Raw genomic sequence first — 17,552 nt, 5'->3', positions numbered from 1 at the left:
CGAGGACCCATGACGCTTAACAAGTTCAACCTCCCGGACGTCGGCGAAGGGCTGACCGAGGCCGAAATCGTCGACTGGAAGGTCAAAGCCGGCGACACCGTGGCCATCAACGACGTCCTGTGCGAGATCGAGACGGCCAAGTCCCTCGTGGAACTGCCCTCACCGTTCGCGGGGACCGTCACCGAACTGCTGGTTCCCGAGGGTGTCACGGTGGAGGTCGGCACGCCGATCATCAGCGTGAGTGACGACGCGGCGGCCCCGCCAGCTGCTGCACCGTCGCCTGCTGACCAGACACCTGTTGCCCAGGCACCCGCCGTTGCCGCGCCGATGTACGGAAAGCTGACGGCCGACACGTCCGACGGCGGCGAGACGTCCGGACGCCCGGCCGGCGGCCCGCTGGTCGGTTCCGGTCCCAAGGCCGACGCCGTCAAGCGCCGGCGGCGGATTTCGGCCCCGGCGGCTGCTCCGGCCACAGGCCGCGAAACGCCGGCGGCCTCGGCAGCGACCGGTGCTTCCGCCGCGGTGGCGGAGCGGGTGGGCGTAGAGACCCACGACATCTGGATCAACCCGGACACCGTCGGCCGAACGGCTGACGAAGCCGCTGGCCCCGCCGGCGCCATCGACCCGCGTCCCACGTTCAGCGGTGCCATCAGCGGCCTGGTCGGCAAGGTGCTGGCCAAGCCGCCCGTCCGCAAGATCGCCCGGGATCTCGGGATCAACCTGGCCGACGTCGTGCCCACCGGCGCCCGCGGTGAAGTGACCCGTGAGGACCTGGTGAGCTACCAGGCCCAACGTGACGCCGAGGTGGACAAGGCGGACTCGTTCTGGGGCAAGTCCGGCCGTCCGCAGGACCAGCGGATCGAGCGGATCCCGGTCAAGGGCGTCCGCAAGGCCACCGCAAAGGCCATGGTTGAATCAGCCTTTGCGGCGCCTCATGTCAGCATCTTTGTCGACGTCGACGCCAGCCGCACCATGGAATTCGTGAAGCGGCTGAAGGCCTCCCGTGATTTCGAAGGCATCAAGGTCTCCCCGCTGCTGATCCTCGCCAAGGCGGTCATTTGGGCCGCGGCGCGGAACCCGAGCGTCAACGCCACCTGGGTGGACAACCCCGACGGCAGCGACTCCGCGGAGATCCACGTCAAGCACTTCATGAACCTCGGCATCGCGGCGGCCACCCCCCGAGGACTGATGGTGCCGAACATCAAGAACGCCCAGGATCTTTCGCTCAAGCAGCTGGCCCTGGCCCTGAACGAGCTCGCCACCACGGCACGGGCGGGCAAGACCCAGCCCGCCCAGATGCAGGGGGGCACGCTCACCGTGACCAACATCGGCGCCCTCGGGATCGATACCGGCACGCCGATCATCAACCCGGGCGAGGTTGCGATCGTGGCATTCGGCACCATCAAGCAGAAGCCCTGGGTCCTGGACGGGGAAGTCATTCCGCGGTGGATCACCACCCTCGGCGGCTCCTTCGACCACCGCGTCGTGGACGGGGACCTTTCGGCCCGTTTCATGGCCGACGTCGCCGCCATACTGGAAGAACCGGCACTCCTCCTGGACTAGCCCCCGGAACGGCTGCCGGACCAGGGCCAACAGAACACGGAACCCCGCCGCTGAATGCTTCAGCGGCGGGGTTCCGTCAGTGTCAGGCCTCTGCGCCCGGATGCCTCAGTTTCCCGAGTATGCCGTCAGGACCTGAGCCAGGGCAGGATCGCCGCTGATGCCGGCGAGGGCGGACGCGGCGGCAAACATCAGTCCGGCGAGTCCCAGGCCGCACGCGCTGGCGCCGGCGAGGAACTTCCAGTCCTCGCGGAGCACGCTCCGCACGGTGTCCGGCATGCGCAGTCCCGGGGCAATCAGGTTGGGGGCGCTGTCCGTTGATCCGTCGTCCAGAAAGGCGACAACGCGGCCTGCGCCGCGGTCCACCCGCATGGTGCTGATGTGGTTGCCGTGGCGGGCCAGCAGGATGTCGTGGCCAACCAGCTGGCGGCGCTGAAGAGTGATCATGGGGTCCCCTTGGTAGGTGGATTCTCGGATGTCCGCACCATCGCAGGGCACTTCCCATTTTACCGAGCCGGGCTCTTCCGGACGGGGCGCAGGGCGGTGAGGCTGCCCACGGGAGGGGGTGATCCTCATCAACTCCAATCACGGCCAAGTCCGGTCCCGGTCAAGTCCGTGCCGTCCTGTCCGCCGGGTGCACCGCGGCACTAGAGTGACACCAGCCGCCGCCAGCCCGGCGGACGCGGATCAAAGGAGATGTTGCGTGTTTTCAAGCCCGTACCCCGACGTCGATGTTCCCAACCTCGGTATCTACGACTACCTCTTCGGCGACCTGGCCGAAGAAGACCTGGACCGGGTCGCCGTCGTCGACGGCGCCAGCGGTGCGGAAACCACCTACCGTACGCTCCGCGGCCAGATCGATGCCCTCGCCGGCGCCGTTGCCGCGCAAGGACTCGGCGTCCACGGCGTGGCAGCCATCCTGTGTCCGAACATCCCCGCGTTTGCCACTGTTTTCCACGGCCTGCTGCGGGCGGGCGCCACGGTCACCACGATCAACTCGCTGTACACGGCGGAGGACATCGCCAACCAGCTCACCGACGCCGGTGCGGGCTGGCTTTTCACCGTCTCGGCGCTGTTGCCGGCTGCCCGGGAGGCCGCCGAAAGGACCGGGATCCCTGCCGAGCGGCTCGTGGTGATCGACGGCGCCGACGGCCACCCCTCCCTTGCTGACCTCCTCGGCGCCGGGGCGCCTGCGCCCCAAGTTTCGTTTGATCCGGCCACCCATGTGGCCGTGCTGCCGTACTCCTCCGGCACCACGGGCCGGCCCAAGGGCGTCATGCTCAGCCACCGGAATCTGGTCGCCAATGTGGAACAGTCCCGGGGAATGCTCGACGTCGGCCCCGAGGACCGCGTCCTGGCGCTGCTCCCGTTCTTCCATATCTACGGACTCACGGTGCTGCTGAACATCGCCCTGCGCCAGCGGGCCCGGCTCGTGACCATGCCCCGGTTCGATCTGCCCGAGTTCCTGCGGATCATCCAGGACCACCGGTGCACCTACCTGTTCATCGCCCCGCCGGTGGCCGTGGCGCTGTCCAAGCACCCGCTGGTTGCCGAGTACGACCTCAGTTCGGTCCACACCACCCTCTCCGGCGCGGCGCCCCTGGACGGGGAGCTCGGTACCCGACTCGCGCAGCGCCTGGGATGCCGCGTGCTGCAGGGCTACGGCATGACCGAGATGAGCCCGGTGTCGCACCTCATTCCGCGCGATGGTGTTGATGTTCCCGTCAGTTCGGTCGGGTACACGGTGCCCAACATGCAGTGCCGCCTCGTGGATCCGGCCACGGGGGAGGAGATTCCGGTTCCCGCGGAAGGAACCAGCGCGCCGGGGCACCTGCTGTGCCGCGGACCGAATGTCATGCTCGGTTACCTCAACCGGCCGGAGGAAACCGCGGACACCCTGGACGCGGACGGCTTCCTGCACACCGGGGACATCGCGACGGTGCGGGCGGACGGCGTCGTGACGATTGTGGACCGGCTCAAGGAACTCATCAAGTACAAGGGCTACCAGATCGCTCCGGCGGAGCTGGAGGCGCTGCTCCTGACCCACCCCGGGATTGCCGACTCCGCGGTGATCGGAGCCCTCGACGCCGACGGCCAGGAAGTTCCCATGGCGTTTGTGGTGCGCCAGCCCGGACCGGACGGCGCCGCCCTGGATGAAGACGCCGTCATGGCGTTCGTGGCGGCCAAGGTGGCGCCGTTCAAGAAGGTGCGGCGCGTGGAGTTCATCGAGGCCGTGCCGAAGTCGTCGTCAGGAAAAATCCTGCGCCGGATGCTCAAGACCACGGCTCCGGCTGCGGGGGCAGCAAAGCAGTAGGGCCTAGCCGACGTCGGTCTTGGCGATGTAGACGTCGCAGGGGGCGTTGTGGGCCACGCTGTTCGCAACGCTCCCCAGCACCCGGCCGATTCCGCTCATGCGCCGGTTGCCGACCACAATCATCCGGGCGCCGGTCCGTTCGGCTTCGTTGATGAGGGCCTCCGCGGGTTTGCCCCGGGCGGCGGCGTAGGAGACGTTGGTGCCGGGGCGGCGCAGGCCGTCCGCGACCGTGCGGGCGACCTTCTCCGCGTTGCCGGCGTCGGAAATGATCCACGTGTCGCCGCCGCTGCTGATGACCTCGGTCCTGTCGCTGTCGAAGGCGCTGACCACGTGAAGGGTCGCCCCCATGGACGCCGCGAGGTCACGCGCGGTCTGGGCCGCCCGCAGTGCAGTCTCACTGCCGTCGACGCCGACAACGATAATTCCGGTCATGGCTTCAGCCCCTCTACAGCTTCGCGCAGGACCGGCGCGAGGCGCCGCACGCCCTCACGGATGGACTCGGGCGGCACAGCGCTGAACGCCAGCCGGATCTTGTTGGACGGGTCGTCCGAATGCGTAAATGCCGCTCCCGGGATGAACACGACGCCGGCGTCGATCGCCTTCCTCAGCAACGGGTAGGTATCCACGCCGTCGGGCAGCGTGACCCACACGAAGAAGCCGCCGTCGGGGCGCGTCCAGCTGAGCCCGTCCGGCATGAATTCTGCCAGGGCGGCAAGCATTGCCTCGCAGCGTTCCTGGTACAGCCCCCGGTAGGTCTCGATCTGGCCGCGCCAGTCGTAATCGCGCAGATAGGCCGAGACCAGCATCTGGTTGAACGTCGGCGGGCAAAGAGTGACGGCCTCCGAAGCCAGGTAATAGCGGCGTTGCAGGTGGGCAGGGACGAGGGCCCACCCGATCCGCAGGCCGGGGGCGAAGATCTTCGAGAAGGACCCCATGTAGATGACGTCGTCCGGATTGGCTGCCCGCAACGGGATCAGCGGCTTGCCGTCGAAGCGGAGCAGACCGTAGGGATTGTCTTCCAGCACCAAGATATTCGCGCGGCGGCATATATCGACCACTGATTGCCGGCGTTCCGGGGAAAGCGTGATGCCGGAAGGGTTGTTGAAGCTGGGAATGGTGTAGAGGAACTTGACGTTCTTCCCCGCGGTCTGGAGGGCGGCGATCTTCGCCTCCAGCAGGTCAGGTACGATGCCGTCCCCGTCCATCGGCACGGTTTCGACCTCCACCTGGTAGGCCTCGAAGGTGTTGAGGGCGCCCACATACGTGGGGTCCTCCACAAGGACAACGTCGCCCGGGTTGCAGAAGACCTTGGTGGCTACATCCTGCGCGGACTGGGAACCCGCGGTAATGACGATGTTCGCAGGATCGGCATCGAGGATCCCTTCGGCTGCCATGACCTCGCAGATCTGGGTGCGGAGTTCCTCGGTGCCCTGGCCGCCGCCGTACTGCAGGGCGGTCATGCCCTGCTCGGCGATGATCTTCGCGGCCGTCTGGCCAAGGCGCTCCAGCGGCAGGGACTGCAGGTACGGGCTTCCCCCGGCCAGGGAAACGAGGCCCGGGCGCATCGAGATGTCGAAAACATCCCGCACGGCCGACTGTTTGATATTTGCTGCGCGCTCCGAGAACAGGATCTCGTGGCGGTGGGCGGACGTAGCCGCACGTTCGATTGCGTCAATGGCCTCGGCCGGAAGTACTGCTGCGGCGGCATCAAGTGTTTCGTGGGTCACAGTCCCAAGGATACTACCCATGTTGTCTATGGGGAAACGATTGTTTTCAATCCCGCCCATGCCGGGTGCCATGCGAGGGCATCTGCCGGCTGACCGTAAAGTCCAAGGCCCCCGGCAGTCGCGGCTGCCGGGGGCCTCAAGGGCGCAGGAGCTCGGTGTGTGCTACGCCGCTTCCGGGGTGCGGGCTTCGGCCAGCGCGTCGAAGACGCCCTTGATCTGCTCGACAACTTCGGCGTCGTCCTTCGGGTGAACTTCGGCAAAGCGGACCATCGAGCCGGGGACTGCCATCTTGACGTTTTCGAGGACCTGGGCGCCGGCGATGCCGACGGCCTTGCGGGCCTCGTCCTGGGCCCAGACGCCGCCGAACTGGCCGAAGGCGGTGCCGACGACGGCGGTGGGCTTGCCGGCGAGGGCGCCGGCGCCGAACGGGCGGGACAGCCAGTCAATGGCGTTCTTCAAGGAGGCCGGGACCGTGCCGTTGTGTTCCGGCGTGACCAGCAGGAGGGTGTCGGCGTCGTTGGCTGCTGCGCGCAGGGCGGCCGCCGCTGCGGGCACCTGGCCTTCGACGTCGATGTCCTCGTTGTAGAACGGGATGTTGCCGAGGCTCTCGTGAATGACGACGTTCACCTGGTCCGGCGCGTTGAGCTGGATGGCCTCGGCCAGCTGCTGGTTGGTGGAGCCGGCGCGCAGGCTGCCGACGAGGGTGAGGACGGTCTTCTTGGACATGTGTACTCCTATGCGTCACGCCGCGGGACGGTTCCTGCGGCTGGCTGGTCGTGAGGCTTTGAGGCCTTCACCCATGTTAAACGGACCGCGGTCCGGTTGTATTCCCAGGCGCTAGAATCAGCGGTGTGAGCCTCATCCCGATCCGTCCCGGTGCCCAGCCCGGGGGAGGGCGCGCCCCCGGGCCCGCCGCAGAGTCCGAGCGCCGTGACGCGGCGCGCAACAGGGAGCTCCTGCTCTGCGCGGCCCGGGAAATCGTTGAGGAATCCGGCGCCGACGCGCTCACCATGGACCGGCTGGCCCAGCGTGCCGGCGTAGGCAAGGGAACAGTCTTCCGGCGGTTCGGCAGCCGTGCCGGGCTGATGATGGCGCTCCTGAGCGGTGCCGAGGCCGAGTTCCAGGGCCGGTTCATGTTCGGCCCGCCTCCGGTGGGCCCCGGTGCGCCGCCACTGGAGCGCCTGATCGCCGTCGGGGCCGCGCGCATATCCTGGATCCTGGAATTCGGGGAGCTGGCCCGGGCCGCCGACGCCTCGGTCTACAACAGGTTCGATGTCCCGCCGGCCGTCCTCTGGCACCGCCACCTCGAGATGCTGCTGCGCGAAGCCGGCGTGACGGCGGACCCGTGGCTCATGGCGTCGGCCCTGGGCGCTGCGCTGGAGCCGGAACTGCTGCTGCACGCTGTCGGCGTGCACGGGATCGCGCCCGAGCGGCTCGCGGAAACGTGGCGGGAACTCGTCACGCGCGTAGTGGGTGGCGGGTAGCGGCCGGAGCGGTAGCCTAGGCACCATGAGCAACGATTCAGCCCGGCCCATCCGCACCGGCGTCGCCGGGTTCGGTCTCTCGGGCAGCGTCTTCCATGCCCCGTTTCTTGCCGCGAACCACGCCTTCTCGCTGGATGTCATCTCGACGTCCGACGCCGGCCGGAAGTCTGCCGCCGCCGCCAGCTACCCGGCGGCCAGGATCGTCGACACCCCGGCCGACATCCTGGAGCTCGCCGGCGAGCTGGACTTGCTGGTGCTCGGCACGCCGCCGGCCACCCATTACCCGCTCGCAAAGGCGGCGCTGGAAGCAGGCCTCGACGTCGTCGTCGACAAGCCGTTCGCGGTGCGCAGTGCGGAAGGACAGGAACTCATCGACCTCGCCGCGCGGCGGGGCCGGGTGCTCACCGTGTTCCAGAACCGGCGCTGGGACGGCGACTTCCTGACGGTCAAAGGACTCATAGACACGGGACTCCTCGGCACAGTGACCCGGTTTGAGTCCCGCTTTGAGCGGTGGTCGCCCGACGTCTCCAAAGCGTGGAAGGCGGCCGCGACCTCGGACGACGGCGGCGGGGTGCTCTTCGACCTCGGCACTCACCTGCTGGACCAGGCGGTGCAGCTCTTCGGCCCGGCGACGGTGACGCACGCGGAACTGGAGGTCCGGCGGCCAGGCGAGAAGGCCGACGACGACGTCTTCGTGGCCCTGCGCCACGGGTCAGGAGTAATCAGCCATCTGTGGATGAACATGCTCTGTGCCCAGCAGGGTCCGCGCTACCGCGTGCTGGGCAGCACTGGAGGTTTCTCCAAGCACGGCGTGGACCCGCAGGAGCCCTACATTGTGGCCGGCGGCAGCCCGCTGGACGCTGACTACGGCGTCGAGGACCCGGACTGGGCCGGGCTGCTGGGACGCGATGGGCACCTGGACCGGCTGCCCACCGAACGCGGCGCTTACCCCGAGTTCTACCGGATCCTGGCGGCGAAGATCGCCGACGGCGGGGCGGCCTCGGCGTTGCCCGTCCCCGTCGACCCCGCCGGGCCCGTCGAGGTGCTGCGGCTCATCGAGCAGGCCCGGGCTTTGGCCTGACGGGCTTCGCTGACCGGTCTTAAAGAGCAATCGACTGCTCCGCAACTGCCGTTTTGGGGGTCCAAAAGGGCGGTTATGGAGCAGCCGATGCGCTGATGCTTACGCGGAGACCAGCTGGTGCCAGTCGGCGACGAGGGGCAGGTTGTGCGCCTCGGAGACGGAGTGGTGGGCAACCTTGCCCGCGGCGATGTTCAGGCCGGCGGCCAGGGCAGCGTCACGCTCGAAGGCAGCCTTGACGCCCAGGTTGGCCAGGGCCACGGCGTAGCGCAGGGTGACGTTGGTCAGCGCATAGGTGGAGGTGTTCGGGACGGCGCCGGGCATGTTGGCCACGCAGTAGAAGATCGTGTTGTGGACCTTGTACGTCGGTTCCTGGTGCGTGGTGGGGTGGGTGTCCTCGAAGCAGCCGCCCTGGTCCACGGCGATGTCCACCAGCACGGAGCCGGGCTTCATCCGGGACACGAGTTCGTTGGTGACCAGCTTGGGGGCCTTGGCGCCCGGGATCAGGACGGAGCCGATCACGAGGTCGGCGTCCACGACGGACTTCTCGATTTCGTAGGAGTTGGACGCGACCGTCTTCAGGCGGCCCTGGTACTGGGCGTCGAGCTCGCGCAGGCGGTTGATGTTGATGTCCAGGATGGTGACGTCGGCGCCGAGGCCCAGGGCCATGGCGGCAGCGTTCGTGCCGGCAACACCGGCGCCCAGGACAACCACCTTGGCCGGGCGAACACCGGGGACGCCGCCGAGCAACACGCCCTTGCCGCCGGCCGGGGCCATCAGGGAGGTCGCGCCGACCTGCACGGACAGGCGTCCGGCAACTTCGGACATCGGGGCCAGCAGCGGCAGGGACCGGCCTTCCTGGACGGTCTCGTAGGCGATCGCGGTGACGCCGGAGTTGATCAGTTCCTGGGTCAGTTCCGGCTCGGCAGCCAGGTGCAGGTAGGTGAAGAGGATCAGGCCCTTGCGGAAGCGGTGGTATTCAGCCTTGACCGGTTCCTTGACCTTCATGACCATGTCGGCGCGGGCCCAGACGTCGTCGGCTTCGGCGACGATCTCGGCGCCGGCAATCGCGTATTCCTCGTCAGTGATGCCGGAGCCCAGGCCGGCGCCGCGCTCTACGAGGACAACGTGGCCGTGGGTGCGGAATTCGTGAACGCCCGCTGCCGTGATGGCGACGCGGAATTCGTTGTTCTTGATCTCTTTGGGGACACCGATGATCATTTTTTGCTCCAGTAGTGGCGGCCTCGCGGGCCTGGATGAGCGGGGGATTTCGTAATTCCAGAATAGATCCGGCTGTGAGGCAGGCGACAGGAGTGTCTGGCCGGTCCAAGGCCCCGGCCCCGTCTTTCCGGGGTTTTCCGAATCCAGTGGTAGACATTTGTCGAGATAGCGGGCGTCAGGTGTCGGCTCGTGTCCGTTCGTGTCCGCATTCGCAGTGCGGCCGTCCGGCGCAGTAGTGTGGCAGCATGCAGCAGCAGGACGTGGAGCAGCTCGTGGAGCAGGTGGCGCAGCGGCTGGGCCGCGGTCTCTCGCTCGAGGACCTGGACGGTTTGCTCCTCGCTTACAGTTCCAACCAGTCGCATGCGGACCGCGTGCGGGTGAACTTCCTGCTGAGCAAGCGCGTCCCGGTGGAAGTCAGTGCGTGGCAGCTTTCCCACGGGATCGCGACGGCGGTCCGGCCGGTGGTCGTGCCGGCCAACGCGGATCTCGGCATGCTGGGCCGGGTGTGCGTGCCGCTGCTGGTGCGCGGCTTCCGGGTGGGGTACCTGTGGGTCCAGCTTGATCCCGAGGAACCCAGCGCCGCAACCGTCCTCGCCCAGCTGCCGGACGTGGCGCGGGAGCTGGAACAGCTGTCCTCCCTCCTGCTGGATTCCAACACCGCAGAGTCCGAGTTCCGCCGCCGCCGCGAGCAGGAGTTCCTGGCCGCCTGCGCCGGTGAAGCCAACGCGGCCGCGGCTGTGGCGGGCTGGAAAGAGGTCCAGGGCAAGGGGCCGTGGCAGCTGGTGATTGTCCTGGACGCAGACGGCTGGGCCGGGGGGTCGGATCCCATCGCGGACACGCTCATCCACCGCTCCGCGGCACTGCAGGCCACCATCGGCGTCGACGCCGCCTTGTTCAGTGCCGGCACCGAAACCCACGCCGTGGTGCTCTTCAAGGAATCCACCGGACGGGCTGACCACGCCCAGGTCCTGGTCCACTACCAGCTGGAACTCGCCAAACGCTCGGGGCGGACGGTCCGGCGGATCATCCTCGGCACCAGCGAGGGATTCGCCAAGCCGCGCGAACTCGCCGAGGCCTACCGGCAATCTCGGCAGGCGGCCCAGGCGGCGGCGGTGGATCCCCAGCTGGGAGAGCTCGTCGACTGCCGGGCCACCGGCGTCTACCAGCTTTTGGCATCAGCCGGCGGCGGCGCGGGCGCCTGGGCGGACGCGGGATCCGTGTATTTCCGCATCCTCGAAGACCATGACCGGAACCACGAGCTGCTTCCCGTCCTGGAGCTGTTCTATGACAACGACGGCTCGGTCCAGGAGGTCGCGACCAAGCTGCACCTCCACCGGAGCAGCATCTACAACCGGCTGGGCCGGATCCGGCAACTGCTGGGCGTGGACCCGTTGAAGGGAATGGTGCGGCTGGAGCTTCACGCCGCGCTCAAGGCCCGGCGCTGGGCCGGCCGGCCCCGGATTTAGCCCTCGCGGTTCGACGCGTCGGCGTCGAGAACCAGTCCGGCGTCCGGGCCGGCAACAGCGGCGTCCGTCCCGGACTGGCGGGCGGCGCTCCGACGTCGGGATATCCGGCTATCCACCCAGAGGGACACGGCAACGAACGCGACGCCGCTGGCCATATAGGTGGCGGTGTTGTTCAGGCCCATCGCGGTTCCGACGAAGCCGGCGAGCAGCATGGCGGCGATGCCTGCCACGATGTGCCATCCTCTGAATTTACCCACAATTCAAGAGTAACCCGCGGCCTTTCTGTGTTTCGGCGTCGGACTGTGATCGTTGCTTGATCCTTATCACTGCTTCATGAATCGCCTGTTTATGAAGCATCTGGGTCGTCATCCTGGCCGGGCAGCGTGCCCGCGCCCGCACTATTCTTCTTCTGCGTTTCGAGCCAGGCCATGATGTCGGCCAGCCGGATCCGCCGGTGCGTTCCGCGGTACTCCACCGGAATCTCGCCGCGGTCGGTCATGTTCCGCAGATACGTGTGCGAGATCCCCGCCAGCTCCGCGGCCCGCGACGTCGTCAGCATCTCCTCGACGCTGCTGACCGTGACGGCCTCGCCGCGGCTGAAGCGGCCCAGCATATCGACGACGGCGTCCCTCGCCTCGGGCGGGAGGCGGTGGACGGTGCCGTCCACGAACACCGTGATGTCGTGGCTGCCGTCGAGGGCGTACTTGAGTTTCTCTGCGTCCTCGGCCGGAAGGCCGGCCGTCACCCTGGGAGCTATTAGTGCCATGAGTGCATCCTAACGGCTGCATTCTGGCGGCCGGATCCGCCGGCGGGGACGCCGGCGGTCCAGCCGTTGGCGCTTCGTCCGTTACAGCCCGAGATCCTCCAGGACCGGCAGCTTGGCCCGGACCCAGGCCCGGGCCTCCGTTGCGCTCGGCGCGGACAGGGCCAGCTTGGCCAGCTCCTGGGCTTCGGCCAGGGTGACGGTCTTCAGTACGGCAGCGACGGCCGCGATGGAGCGCGCCGTCATGGACAGCGTGGTGACGCCCAAGCCCGTGAGGACGACGGCGAGGGCCGGGTCTGCGGCGGCCTCGCCGCACACGCCCACGGGCTTGTTGTGGCCCTCGGCCCTTGAGCCCTCCACCGTCAGGCCCACGAGCCGCAGCACGGCCGGCTGCCAGGGCGTGTTGAGGGCGGCCAGCGGGCCGAGCTGGCGGTCCGCGGCCATGGCGTACTGGGTGAGGTCGTTGGTGCCCAGGCTCGCGAAGCCGACCTCGCGGAGAATGGCCTCGGCGGTGAGCGCGGCGGACGGGACCTCCACCATGACACCGGGGGTCTTGATCCCCGCCGCGGCACACAGCGAGGCGAAGCGGGCGGCCTCCTCCGCGGTGGAAATCATCGGGGCCATCACCCAGACGTCGGCTTCGGAGGCTTGCTCGGCCAGGGCGATGGCCTGCAGTTGGCGCTCCAGGACCCCCGGCGTGGTGAAGTCGGTCCGGTAGCCGCGGACGCCCAGAGCGGGGTTGGGCTCAGTGGCGTCGGTCAGGAACGGCAGCGGTTTGTCCGCGCCGGCGTCGAGCGTGCGGAGCACCACTTTCTTGCCCGGGAAGGCATCGAAGACGCCCTTGTAGGCGGCGGCCTGCTCCTCCACGGTCGGTTCGGTGTCCCGTTCGAGGAAGCAGAACTCGGTTCGGAACAGGCCCACGCCCTGGGCGTTGAGCCCGGCCGCGGCTACAGCGTCTTTGGCGCCGCCGACGTTGGCCAGAAGCGGGACCAGGTGACCGTCCGCCGTCGTGCCCGTCCCGTCGAAGGCGGCCAGCAGTGACGCGGTGGCGGCCCAGTGGGCCGCGGCGGCGCGCTGGCTCTCGCCGGGCTCCGCGGTGATGAGCCCGGCGGCGCCGTCCACGTATACCTCGGTGCCGTCGGCGAGCTCATCGACTCCGGTGGCGGCCACGACGGCGGGCAGGCCCAGCGAGCGGGCAATGATGGCGGTGTGGGACTGCGGACCGCCGCCCGCGGTGACCAGGGCCAGGATTTTCTCCGGATCCAGGGTGGCGGTGTCGGCCGGGGCCAGGTCCTCGGCGATCAGGATGAAAGGCGTGGCGGATACGGGAATGCCCGGCGCGGGCACTCCGCGCAGTTCCGCAACGATGCGGGCCCGGACATCCAGGACGTCGGTGGCGCGCTCGGCCATGTAGCCGCCCAGGTTGTGCAGCATTTCCGAGACCGAGGCGCCGGCTTCCCAGATCGCCCGCTGCCCGGAGGTGCCGCGGCCGATCAGCTTCGTGGCGGATTTGAGCAGCATGGTGTCGGTGGCCATGAGTGCCGTGGCCTCAAGGACGGCCTTGCCGTCGCCCGTGACGGTCTCGGCGCGGGCTTTGAGCTCGTCGTGGACCGCCTTTGCCGCGGCCTTCAGCGCCGCCGTCGCCTCTTCCGCCGTGACGCCGGCGGGCAGTTGCTCTCCGGCCGGCGGTTCGCTGATCGGTTTGGGCATCTGCCGGACGGTGCCGATGATGCGGCCGGGGCTAACGCCTACTCCTGGGAAGTTCTGCACTGAAGGTCCTCATTCTCTGTCGTAGGCCAATGGCCACTAAGCCGGTTAACCAGGTGCCGCCGCTGATCCTGCTGATCATTTGTGCTGCGCGTGACGGCTACGTCTGCGGGCGGATCACGGCACCTGCAAAAATTGTATGTGATGTAGTTCATATAGCGTTGCTATAGGTGCTAGGGTAGCGGTTATGAGTATCGATGGCCAGCTACCACCCAAAGCCCGGCTGCTGCGTGCGGCCGCCGAGCTGCTGGCCAACTCCGGCGGGTCCGCAGTCTCGACCCGTCAGATCACGCAATTGGCCGGTGTCACGGCGCCGACCCTTTACCACCACTTTGGCGACAAGGAAGGGCTGTTCGACGCCGTCGTCGCAGCGGGTTTTGACGAATATGTCGCGGGCGAACGCGACTTTGCGCCCTCTGGCCAGCCGCTGGAGGACATCCGGAGGATGTGGGACAACCACGTACAGTTCGGGCTGAAACAGCCGGAACTGTACCTCGTCATGTTTGGCAACATCCGCCCTGAGAGCAGGCCGGCGATCGTCGCCGATGCCGAGGCCCTCATGGAGGAGATGCTCAACAAGGCGGCTGTCTCCGGCCAGCTCAACGTCCCGCCCCGGGAGGCTGCCCGGTCCATCCTGGCGGCCAACGTGGGTGTGACCCTCATGTTGATCGCGGAAAAGGCGCCCGAACGCAACCTCGAGCTGTCCACCATGACCCGCGACGCCATGATCTTTGCGGTTTCCACCGAACAGGCCCGGACCAACGACTCTGATGACAGCGGAAAATCCTCCGTGGTTGTGGCGGCAATCGCATTGAACGCAGCACTCCAGGCGTCCCACTCGGACCAGCTCTCCAGTTCGGAACTCAAGCTCTTCCTCGAATGGCTCCACCGGATCTCCACCAGCTCCACCAGCTAGCTCGGCGAAATTATCGGACCATCCTGCAAAGCAGCGGGAACGACGGTTAGGAATTCACATGGCAACAGAGACAGTTGCGAAACCAAAGACCAGCGTGCGGGTACACGTCCAGAAATTCGGGACGTTCCTGTCCGGAATGATCATGCCCAACATCGGTGCTTTTATCGCCTGGGGCTTCATCACGGCGCTCTTCATCCCGGCAGGCTTCTTCCCCAATTCGGAGCTCGCCAAGCTGGTCGGGCCGATTATCACGTACCTGCTCCCGCTCCTGATCGGCTACACCGGCGGCCGGATGGTCTACGGCGTCCGTGGCGGCGTAGTGGGTGCCGTGGCCACGATGGGTGTGATCGTCGGTACCGACATCCCCATGTTCATTGGCGCCATGATCCTAGGGCCGCTCACGGCCTGGCTCATGATGAAGGTCGACAAGATCTGGGAAGGCCGCGTCAAGCCCGGCTTCGAGATGCTGATCGACAACTTCTCCGCCGGCATCCTTGCCGCCATTATGGCGGCCGTCGGCATGCTCGTGGTCGGCCCGGTGGTGAAAGCGTTCAGCAACGGCGCCAGCGCCGTGGTCGAATTCCTCGTAGTCAACGGTCTGCTGCCCTTCACCAGCATCTTCATCGAGCCCGCAAAGGTGCTGTTCCTGAACAACGCCGTCAACCACGGCATCCTCACGCCGCTGGGCACGCAGCAGGCGCTCGAACAGGGCAAATCCATCCTGTTCCTGCTTGAAGCAAACCCCGGTCCGGGCTTCGGCATCCTCCTCGCCTACTCATTCTTCGGCAAAGGCCTGGCCAAGGCGTCCGCGCCGGGCGCAGCCGTCATTCAGTTCATCGGCGGCATCCACGAGATCTATTTCCCGTACGTGCTGATGAAGCCGATGACGATCTTCGCCGCAATCGGCGGCGGCATGACCGGCATCTTCACCCTGGTGGTCACCGGCGCCGGACTCCGGTCCCCGGCCGCCCCGGGCAGCATCATCGCCGTCTACGCCGCCACCGCACGCGACAGCTACGTCGGCGTGACACTCTCGGTGCTGTTCGCCACCACGGTGTCCTTCCTCATCGCCTCGGTGGTCCTGAAAGCCAGCAAGGCACCCGCGGAGGACGACCTCGACGAGGCCACCCACCGGATGGAGGCCCTGAAGGGCAAGAAGAGCTCGGTTGCCTCCGCCCTCACCGGTGCCGGCATGAATGCCGGCGGCGTCGCGGTCCTCGCGGGCCCGGTGAAGAACATTGTCTTCGCCTGCGACGCCGGCATGGGCTCCAGCGCGATGGGCGCCTCGGTGCTGCGCAACAAGATCAAGGCTGCCGGCTTCGCGGACGTCAAGGTCACCAACTCCGCAATCGCCAACCTCAGCGACACCTACGACGTCGTCATCACCCACCAGGACCTGACCGAGCGGGCCAAACCCGCCACGGCCAGCGCAGTGCACGTGTCCGTGGACAACTTCATGAACAGCCCGCGGTACGACGAGATCGTGGAGCTGGTCAGGGCCAGCAACACGGACGGGGGAGAGGCTCCCGACGCCGGGGCTCCGGCTACCGCATCTCCTGCCGTCGGCGGCACACCGGAAGCCACCGCTGAGGCTCCCGCCGAAGAGGCTGGCCCGGCGGGCATTCTCGTGGCCGAAAGCGTCATCCTCAACGGCACCGCAACCACGCGGGACGCCGCGATCGATGAGGCCGGGCAGCTCCTGCTGGACCGCGGCGCCGTCGACTCCGGCTACCTGGACGCCATGCACGAACGCGAGGAATCCGTCTCCACCTACATGGGCAGCTACCTCGCGATCCCGCACGGCACCAACGCCGCGAAGGACCACATCATGAAGTCCGCGGTGTCGGTGATCCGCTACCCGAACGGCATCGACTGGAACGGCAAGGAAGTGAAGTTCGTCGTCGGCGTCGCCGGCATCAACAACGAACACCTGCAGATCCTGTCCTCGATCGCCAAGGTCTTCACCAACAAGGCACAGGTCGCGCAGCTCGAAGCGGCCACCACGGTTGACGAAGTCCTCGCCCTCTTCGGAAAGGTCAACTCCTAGTGAAGGCTGTTCATTTCGGAGCGGGAAACATCGGGCGCGGATTCGTTGGCCTGCTGCTGCACGATGCCGGGTATGAGGTGGTGTTCGCCGACGTCGCGGACGCCCTCATCACCCAGCTCGCCGCGGCGGACAGCTACCAGGTCCACGAGGTGGGAGACAACCCCGCCGTCCGGACCGTCGACAACTTCCGCGCGCTGAACTCCGGCACCCAGGAAGCCGACGTCGTCGCGGAAATCGCGACGGCGGACATCGTCACCACCGCCGTGGGGCCGCACATCCTGAAGTTCGTGGCGCCCGTGATCGCCAAGGGGATCGCAGCCCGCGCGGCCGGGTTGGGGCCGCTGCAGGTGATGGCGTGCGAGAACGCCATCAATGCGACCGACATCCTGAAATCCGAAGTCGCGGCCCAGTGGGATCCGGCCGCCGGATCCCTGGACGCTGCCGCGGTGTTCGCCAACACGGCGGTGGACCGGATTGTGCCCAACCAGGAGGCCGGCCAGGGCCTTGACGTCACGGTGGAGACGTTCTACGAGTGGGTGATCGACCGTACCCCGTTCGCCGGGAAAGAGCCGGTCATTCCGGGAGCGACCTTCGTTGACGACCTCGAACCCTACATCGAGCGGAAGCTGTTCACGGTGAACACCGGCCACGCGGCGGCGGCCTACTTCGGTTTCGAAGCGGGCCTGGGCAAGATTTCCGAGGCCATGGCCGATCAGGACGTCGCGGCAGACGTCCGCGCCGTCCTGGACGAAACAAAGGAGCTCCTGGTGGCCAAGCACGGCTTCAACCGCGAGGAGCAGGAGGCCTATGTGGAGAAAATTCTGGGCCGCTTCTCCAACCCGCACTTGCCGGACACTGTCACTCGGGTGGGCCGCGCCCCGCTGCGCAAACTCGGCCGGCACGAACGCTTCATCGGCCCCGCCGCCGAGCTGGCCGAACGCGGGATTGTCCCGGAGGCACTGCTCGGGGCGATCGCCTCGGCCCTGCGCTTCAACGATCCGGCGGACGCCGAGGCCGTGGAGCTGGCGAAAATCCTGTCCGCATCCACGCCCGACGAGGCCACGGAGAAGATCACGGGCCTGGCGCCGGGCCACCCGCTCTTCGCCCCCGTCTCGTCCCTCATTGAGGAAGCCAAGGCGGTCGTCTAGCCTCTTCCGATAACGCCGAGCACTAAACGCCGACGCCGCAACTCGCCTGAGTTGCGGCGTC

The 17,552-nt window shown here is 67.5% G+C and carries 16 protein-coding genes; 8 read left to right on the top strand and 8 right to left on the bottom strand.

What is annotated here, in order from left to right:
* Positions 1–9: 9 nt before the first annotated feature.
* On the top strand, positions 10–1,563 hold the full coding sequence (locus ABD243_RS09535; protein WP_344364759.1) for a dihydrolipoamide acetyltransferase family protein: 1,554 nt from the start codon (positions 10–12) through the stop codon (positions 1,561–1,563).
* Positions 1,564–1,668: 105 nt separating this feature from the next.
* Here ABD243_RS09535 and ABD243_RS09530 read toward each other — a convergent pair whose 3' ends face one another.
* Positions 1,669–2,007 carry a hypothetical protein gene (locus tag ABD243_RS09530; RefSeq protein WP_344364757.1) on the bottom strand — a complete coding sequence of 113 codons (339 nt, stop codon included), beginning with the start codon at positions 2,005–2,007 and terminating at the stop codon, positions 1,669–1,671.
* A gap of 256 nt (positions 2,008–2,263) precedes the next feature.
* Between ABD243_RS09530 and ABD243_RS09525 the strand changes: the two genes are divergently transcribed.
* The gene (locus ABD243_RS09525) at positions 2,264–3,874 is read left to right on the top strand and encodes an AMP-binding protein (RefSeq protein WP_344364755.1); all 1,611 of its coding nucleotides are present in this window, start codon (positions 2,264–2,266) and stop codon (positions 3,872–3,874) included.
* A gap of 3 nt (positions 3,875–3,877) precedes the next feature.
* Here the strand turns inward: ABD243_RS09525 and ABD243_RS09520 are convergent, their stop codons facing one another.
* From ABD243_RS09520 to ABD243_RS09510, 3 genes are all read right to left on the bottom strand, one after another.
* Positions 3,878–4,306, bottom strand: coding sequence for a universal stress protein (locus ABD243_RS09520; protein WP_116766715.1), 429 nt, complete (start codon positions 4,304–4,306; stop codon positions 3,878–3,880).
* The gene (locus tag ABD243_RS09515) at positions 4,303–5,601 is read right to left on the bottom strand and encodes an aminotransferase-like domain-containing protein (protein WP_116766714.1); all 1,299 of its coding nucleotides are present in this window, start codon (positions 5,599–5,601) and stop codon (positions 4,303–4,305) included. Before ABD243_RS09515 ends, ABD243_RS09520 begins: the two co-directional genes overlap by 4 nt.
* Positions 5,602–5,763: 162 nt before the next feature.
* The gene (locus tag ABD243_RS09510; protein WP_116766713.1) at positions 5,764–6,327 is read right to left on the bottom strand and encodes an NAD(P)H-dependent oxidoreductase; all 564 of its coding nucleotides are present in this window, start codon (positions 6,325–6,327) and stop codon (positions 5,764–5,766) included.
* A gap of 125 nt (positions 6,328–6,452) precedes the next feature.
* On the opposite strand from ABD243_RS09510, the gene ABD243_RS09505 reads away from it, so the two are divergent.
* Both ABD243_RS09505 and ABD243_RS09500 read left to right on the top strand, forming a co-directional pair.
* Positions 6,453–7,085, top strand: coding sequence for a TetR/AcrR family transcriptional regulator (locus tag ABD243_RS09505; RefSeq protein WP_344364748.1), 633 nt, complete (start codon positions 6,453–6,455; stop codon positions 7,083–7,085).
* A gap of 25 nt (positions 7,086–7,110) precedes the next feature.
* The gene (locus tag ABD243_RS09500; protein ID WP_344364746.1) at positions 7,111–8,166 is read left to right on the top strand and encodes a Gfo/Idh/MocA family protein; all 1,056 of its coding nucleotides are present in this window, start codon (positions 7,111–7,113) and stop codon (positions 8,164–8,166) included.
* A gap of 99 nt (positions 8,167–8,265) precedes the next feature.
* Here the strand turns inward: ABD243_RS09500 and ald are convergent, their stop codons facing one another.
* Positions 8,266–9,384, bottom strand: coding sequence for an alanine dehydrogenase (gene ald, locus ABD243_RS09495; protein ID WP_116766711.1), 1,119 nt, complete (start codon positions 9,382–9,384; stop codon positions 8,266–8,268).
* A 245-nt stretch (positions 9,385–9,629) separates the two neighbouring features.
* Here ald and ABD243_RS09490 point away from each other — a divergent pair, with 245 nt between their 5' ends.
* Positions 9,630–10,850, top strand: a complete 1,221-nt coding sequence (locus ABD243_RS09490) for a PucR family transcriptional regulator (RefSeq protein WP_344364744.1) — start codon at positions 9,630–9,632, stop codon at positions 10,848–10,850.
* On the opposite strand, the gene ABD243_RS09485 is transcribed toward ABD243_RS09490, so the two are convergent.
* The 3 genes from ABD243_RS09485 to ptsP form a co-directional block, all read right to left on the bottom strand.
* Positions 10,847–11,080, bottom strand: a complete 234-nt coding sequence (locus ABD243_RS09485) for a hypothetical protein (RefSeq protein ID WP_344364742.1) — start codon at positions 11,078–11,080, stop codon at positions 10,847–10,849. The two genes, ABD243_RS09490 and ABD243_RS09485, sit on opposite strands and share 4 nt — an antisense overlap.
* A gap of 116 nt (positions 11,081–11,196) precedes the next feature.
* On the bottom strand, positions 11,197–11,616 hold the full coding sequence (locus tag ABD243_RS09480; protein WP_344364739.1) for a helix-turn-helix domain-containing protein: 420 nt from the start codon (positions 11,614–11,616) through the stop codon (positions 11,197–11,199).
* Positions 11,617–11,697: 81 nt separating this feature from the next.
* Positions 11,698–13,383: a phosphoenolpyruvate--protein phosphotransferase gene (ptsP, locus tag ABD243_RS09475; RefSeq protein ID WP_344364735.1), complete on the bottom strand. Its 1,686-nt coding sequence runs from the start codon at positions 13,381–13,383 to the stop codon at positions 11,698–11,700.
* A gap of 184 nt (positions 13,384–13,567) precedes the next feature.
* Here ptsP and ABD243_RS09470 point away from each other — a divergent pair, with 184 nt between their 5' ends.
* The 3 genes from ABD243_RS09470 to ABD243_RS09460 are packed head-to-tail and all read left to right on the top strand — an operon-like array spanning position 13,568 to position 17,491.
* Positions 13,568–14,296, top strand: a complete 729-nt coding sequence (locus ABD243_RS09470) for a TetR/AcrR family transcriptional regulator (protein WP_344364732.1) — start codon at positions 13,568–13,570, stop codon at positions 14,294–14,296.
* 58 nt (positions 14,297–14,354) lie between these two features.
* Positions 14,355–16,343 carry a PTS mannitol transporter subunit IICBA gene (locus ABD243_RS09465; protein ID WP_344364729.1) on the top strand — a complete coding sequence of 663 codons (1,989 nt, stop codon included), beginning with the start codon at positions 14,355–14,357 and terminating at the stop codon, positions 16,341–16,343.
* The gene (locus ABD243_RS09460) at positions 16,343–17,491 is read left to right on the top strand and encodes a mannitol-1-phosphate 5-dehydrogenase (protein WP_116766704.1); all 1,149 of its coding nucleotides are present in this window, start codon (positions 16,343–16,345) and stop codon (positions 17,489–17,491) included. The genes ABD243_RS09465 and ABD243_RS09460 overlap by 1 nt, the downstream gene beginning before the upstream one ends.
* Positions 17,492–17,552 lie beyond the last annotated feature (61 nt).

The sequence above is a fragment of the Arthrobacter humicola genome (assembly GCF_039531445.1).
Taxonomy (GTDB): domain Bacteria; phylum Actinomycetota; class Actinomycetes; order Actinomycetales; family Micrococcaceae; genus Arthrobacter; species Arthrobacter humicola.
This window is presented reverse-complemented; position numbering and strand designations above follow the sequence as displayed.